General features: G+C 71.9%; 4 protein-coding genes. All 4 read left to right on the top strand.

Going from position 1 to position 5,168, the window contains the following annotated elements; translation table 11 throughout:
• A partial coding sequence (locus tag HY703_12125; GenBank protein ID MBI4545937.1) for a glycoside hydrolase family 3 protein occupies positions 1 to 1,283 on the top strand: 1,283 nt, incomplete at its 5' end.
• Between the two features lie 5 nt (positions 1,284 to 1,288).
• Positions 1,289 to 2,968: a hypothetical protein gene (locus tag HY703_12120; GenBank protein MBI4545936.1), complete on the top strand. Its 1,680-nt coding sequence runs from the start codon at positions 1,289 to 1,291 to the stop codon at positions 2,966 to 2,968.
• 19 nt (positions 2,969 to 2,987) lie between these two features.
• Positions 2,988 to 4,847: a Na+:solute symporter gene (locus tag HY703_12115; GenBank protein ID MBI4545935.1), complete on the top strand. Its 1,860-nt coding sequence runs from the start codon at positions 2,988 to 2,990 to the stop codon at positions 4,845 to 4,847.
• Positions 4,844 to 5,168: hypothetical protein (locus tag HY703_12110; GenBank protein ID MBI4545934.1), on the top strand; the 325-nt coding region annotated here is incomplete at its 3' end. The genes HY703_12115 and HY703_12110, both read left to right, overlap by 4 nt.

Genomic DNA, 5,168 nt, shown 5'->3' with positions numbered 1-5,168 from the left:
CGGAAGTGCAGTGCCGCAGCGCCGAACCACTCCTGTTTGCTGCGGACCTCGAGCGCGGAGCGGGTCAGCAGTTCCGCGGCGCTACATCGCTGCCGCCCGCCGCGGCGTTCGGCGAGCTGGACGACCCGGGGCTGACTCGCCGCGCGGGTGAGCTGACCGCGCGCGAGGCCGCGGCGCTGGGAGTCCACTGGATCTACGCGCCCGTGGCAGACCTGGACCTCGAGCCGCACAACCCCATTGTCGGGAGCCGCGCCTTCAGCGCCGGTGCGGCCCGGGCCGCCGAGCATGTAGCCGCCTGGATCGAGGGGTGCCGCGCCGGTGGCGCCCTGAGCTGCGCCAAGCATTTCCCCGGGCACGGCCGCACGGTCGCTGACTCCCACCTCGAGCTCCCCCGCGTTGCCGCGAGCCGCGCCGATCTCGCCGCCGACCTGCTGCCGTTCCAGGCAGCCGTGCAGGCTGGCGTCGACTCCGTCATGAGCGCCCATGTGGCCTACCCCGCACTGGACGCCAGCGGCGCTCCGGCCACACTCTCCCACCCGATACTCACGGAGCTGCTGCGCCTGGAGCTGGGGTTCCTGGGCCCGGCGGTTTCGGACGCACTCATCATGGAAGGCGTGCTGGCCCACGGTGGTGGGGAAGGGCAGGCGGCTGTGAAGGCGCTCGCCGCGGGATGCGACGCGCTGCTCTACCCGAGCGAGCTGGAGCGCGTGATCCGCGTCATTGAGGCGGCCATTGGCCGCGAGCTGGCCGAGGGGCGCCTCACCGAGGCGATTGCCCGCGTGGACGATCTGGCCCGCCGCGCCACACGGCTGCCCGGCGGGGAGTGGGGCCGGCCGCACGACCGCGAATGGGCCCTGGACGTGGCCGTGCGCGCCATCCGCGTGCTGCGCGGGCGGCCGCAGCACCTGCCCGCCGCCATCGATTTGCTGACCGTGGACGATGACCTGGGCGGCCCCTACGCGCCGCCGCCTCGGGACGCGTTCCCGGCCGCACTGCGGGGCGCGGGCATAGAGGTCCGGGAAGTCGAGCGCCCCGCCCGTGATCGGCCGGCGCTGGTCGCGCTCTACGCGGACATCCGCGGGTGGAAGGGTCGGCCGGGCGTCTCCGCCTGGGCGCGCGAGCGGGTGGCGCAGGCGGCTGCGGCGCGGCCGGACACGATGGTGGTCCTTTTCGGCCACCCCCGCCTGGCGGAAAACCTGCCGGGCGCAAGCATCCTGGCGGCCTGGGGCGGCGAGCCGCTCATGCAGGAGGCCGCCGCTCGCCACCTGGCCGCCCGCCCCTGAGCCCCATGGCCACCCGCATCGCGGCCCTGCTGCGGCCGGCAGCGCGGGCGGGGCGGCCTCCGGAGCATGGCGCGAGGCCGGGACGGTTTCGCCTCTCCAGCCGCTCGGTGTTAGGCCTGCTCGTCGGCTCGCACCTGGCGCTCGCGCTCCTGGTCTTCGAGCCCGCGCCGCACACCGGCGGAGACAACGCCGCGTACGTCACACTGGCCCGCTCACTCGTCGAGCAGCGTGCCTACCTGGACCTCTACGACCCCGCGACACCCGCGCACACCCAGTATCCCCCTGTTTTCCCGGGCATCCTGGCGCTGGCGCTGCTGGCCGGACTGGACACCTGGATCTGGCTGAAGCTGGTGATCGTCGGCTTCTCCGCAGCGGCCATTGCCTTCAGCTACCTGTGGCTGCGGCGGCGGCGGCGGCCCGGGCTGGCGCTGGCCGTCGCCGCGGTCCTCGCCCTGAGCCCGGGCGTGCTGCACCTCAGCCATTGGGTACTGTCCGACGTTCCCTTCTGGACCTTCACCGCCCTCGCGCTCTGGGCCTTCGAGCGGCTCCCGCCCGGGCAGCGCGGCCGACTCTGGCTGGCCATCGCGGCCATCATCCTGGCCTACTTCACCCGCTCGGCCGGGCTGCCCCTCGTGCTCGCCGCCGCGGCATGGCTCGCACTGCGACGCCGCTGGCGCGACCTGGGCCTGCTCGCGGCCGTCTTCCTGCCGCTGGCCCTCGCCTGGTGGCTGCGCGCCCGCGCCCACGGCGGCGTCATCTACGCGGAACAGTTCTGGGCCGTGAACCCCTACCGCCCGGACCTGGGCCGGATGGGACCACTCGACCTGCTCAACCGCGTAGTCCAGAACGACCGGCATTACATGACCGAGCACCTTCCCATCCTGGTGTTCGGCCTCGAGGGCAGCTTCTTCTTCCCGGTCAGTGCGACGCTCGCCGTGTTCGCCATCTTCGGCTGGGTGGGACGGCTGGGCCGGCGGCTGGGTGTGGCCGAGCTCTTCTTGCCCCTGTACGTCGGACTGCTCTTCGTCTGGCCCGAGGTCTGGTCGGGCGAGCGGCTGCTGCTCCCCGCCCTTCCCCTCGTCCTGGCCTACGCCGGCGAAGCCTTCATCCGCCTGGCGCGCCGCCGCCTCAGCCGCCGCGGCGCGCGCTGGGCCGGCGCGGCGGCCACGCTGGGGATCATCCTCACCGGCGTGCCTGCCCTCCATGCCTCGGCCCGGCAGGGGCTCGAGTGCACGCGCCTCCATAGGGCCGGGCTACCCTATGCCTGCCTGCCCAGTGACTGGCAGGACTTCTTCGCCATGGCTGAGTGGTCACGTGACAGACTGCCGGCCGGCGCTGTAGTGGTCTCGCGCAAGCCCCGGCTCTTCTACGCCCTGAGCGGGCACCGCGGCCGGCTGTATCCCATGAGCCGGGAAGCCGCAGATTTCTTCGCACTGGCGCGCGAGATCGGAGCCCGCTACGTCGTGCTCGACCGCGTGGACCAGCTTTCCGACCTCTACCTCGTGCCCGTGCTGGTGGCGCGGCCGGACGGCTTCTGCGCCATGCATTCGCTGGGCATGGAGCGGACCACGCTGCTCGGCATCCGCCCGCTCGAGCCCGGCGCCGCGCAGGCGTCCAGCCAGACCGGGGAGCAGATCCTGAGCTTCACGCGCTGCCCCGCCGAATACTGGAGGCGCCCACGTTGACCGTGCGGGGAGGAGGGGCATGAGGCCGCTTGATTGGGCGATCGTCGCCCTCTATATGCTGGCGTCGCTGGCCCTCGGCATCTACCTCGCCCGCCGCGCGGCCGGCAGCCTGGTCGACTTCTTCGTGGGCGGCCGCGCCGTGCCCTGGTGGCTCGCCGGCATCTCCATGGCCGCCACCACCTTCTCCATCGATACGCCGCTCTACATTGCCGGCGTGGTGGGCAACCGCGGGATCGCCGGCAACTGGGAGTGGTGGAGCTTCGCTTTCTCGCACGTCATCATGATCTACATCTTCGCACGCCTATGGCGGCGCGCCGAGATCGTGACCGACGCCGAGCTCACGGAACTGCGCTACGGCGGACGCCCCGCCGCCCTGCTCCGCGCCACCAAGTCCTTCCTTTTCGCCGTGATCATCAACTCGGTCGGCATCGGCTACGCCATGCTCGCCATGGTGAAGGTGGTGGACGCGCTCGAGGTTTTCCCCAGCCTGGGCATCGATCCGGGCGAGCAGGCCAAGCTGTGGAGCGTGGTCGGCGTCAGCGCGCTCGTTCTCGCCTACGCCGGCGTAGCGGGGTTGTGGGGCGTCATCGCCACCGACTTCTTCCAGTTCGTGCTGGCACTCGGCGGCGCCATTGTGGTAGCCTCGGTGGCCGTGGCGGAAATGGGTGGACTGGGCGACGTCGTCGCCGGGGCGCAGCAGGCTACCACGCACGACATCCTCTCCTTCACGCCGCTCGCCTGGGGGGAGGGGGGTACGCGGGGGATCCTCGGCTGGTCGAGTCTCGCCGGAATCTCCGGCGCGACGTTCCTGGCCTACGTCTTCGTGCAGTGGTGGGCGTTCCGCCGCTCGGATGGCGGCGGCGAGTTCGTGCAGCGCCTGGCCGCTTCACGCTCCGAGGCCGAGGCGCAGAAGGCGGCCTGGCTGTTCAACCTCATGCATTACGTGGTGCGTACCTGGCCCTGGATCCTGGTCGCCCTGGTAGCCGTCGTCGTCTACCCTAACCTCGAGGACCGGGAGCTGGGCTACCCCAAACTGATGCTGGACTTCCTGCCCGTGGGCGTGTTGGGCCTCGTCGTCGCCTCACTGCTGGCCGCGTTCATGAGCACCGTCTCCACGCTCATCAATTGGGGCGCCTCCTACCTCACCAACGACCTTTACGCCCGGTTCCTGCACCCGCACGCCTCGCAGCGAGAGCTGGTCACGGCGGGGCGGATCGCTTCCGTGATCATCACCGTATTGGGCGCCGCCGCCGCCTTCTTCAGTGAAAGCATCGGCACGGTCTTCCGGCTCATCATTGCCATCGGCACCGGGCCGGGGCTGGTGCTGATCCTGCGCTGGTTCTGGTGGCGCATCAACGCCTGGGCCGAGCTGTCCGCCATGCTGGCCGGCTTCCTGGTGGGCTTCCTGACCTCCGTCTGGCGCGGCGCTGAGCTGGAAGTCTGGGGGGCGACACTTGTCATCCCCGCGCTGCGGATCGAGGACTTCGGCATCCGCCTCATGGTCACCTCGCTGATCACCGTCGCGATCTGGGTGCCCGTCATGCTGGCGACCCGGCCGGAGGCGGAGGAGAAGCTGGACGACTTCTACCGCCGCGCCCGGCCAGGCGGCCCGGGGTGGCGGCGCCAGCGCGAGCGTACGGGGCTGCCAGCAGCACAGGACCTTGCCAGGGATCTCCAGCGCGTAGGCGCCGCCCTGCTCGTTCTCTTCGGGCTGATGTTCGCGCTGGGTGGACTGCTGCTCCTGCGCTGGGGCGTACTGGCCGCCATGACCGCCCTCGCCCTCGCCGGCTGGATCTGGCTGCGGGCGCTCGGGCCTACCCTGTCCGCCCCCCCGCTGCCCGAGCCCGCTACACACCCCAACCCGCGGAGGGAGCCGTGAAGCGCACCGGGGCAGTCTTGTTCGTAGCACTTCTGGCCATGGCCTGCCGGCCGGCCGGACCCGAGCCTGAGGCGCCGCGGCCCGTGAGCGCCCGCGAACGCGCGCCCGCGCCCGCGCTGCCGCCCATCCCGCCCGCGGCCGGGCCGCTGCGCCTGGACCTGGTCTACCCGCCTGAGGGCGCCGCTGTCACGGCCCGCGACTCGACCTTCGTCTTCGGCTCGACCGGCACGGGGGAGGCCCGGCTCTGGATCAACGGAGCGCCCGTGGCTGTGGCGCCGAACGGCGCCTTCCTCGGCTTCCTGCCCGTGCCCGCTGATGGCG

The organism is Gemmatimonadota bacterium, from assembly GCA_016209965.1.
GTDB lineage: Bacteria > Gemmatimonadota > Gemmatimonadetes > Longimicrobiales > RSA9 > JACQVE01.
This window is presented reverse-complemented; position numbering and strand designations above follow the sequence as displayed.

What these genes read in the sequence shown, in the direction of transcription:
- HY703_12120 (MBI4545936.1), top strand. Translation starts at nt 1,289, where the DNA reads ATGGCCACCCGCATCGCGGCCCTGCTGCGGCCGGCAGCGCGGGCGGGG.
- HY703_12115 (MBI4545935.1), top strand. Translation starts at nt 2,988, where the DNA reads ATGAGGCCGCTTGATTGGGCGATCGTCGCCCTCTATATGCTGGCGTCG.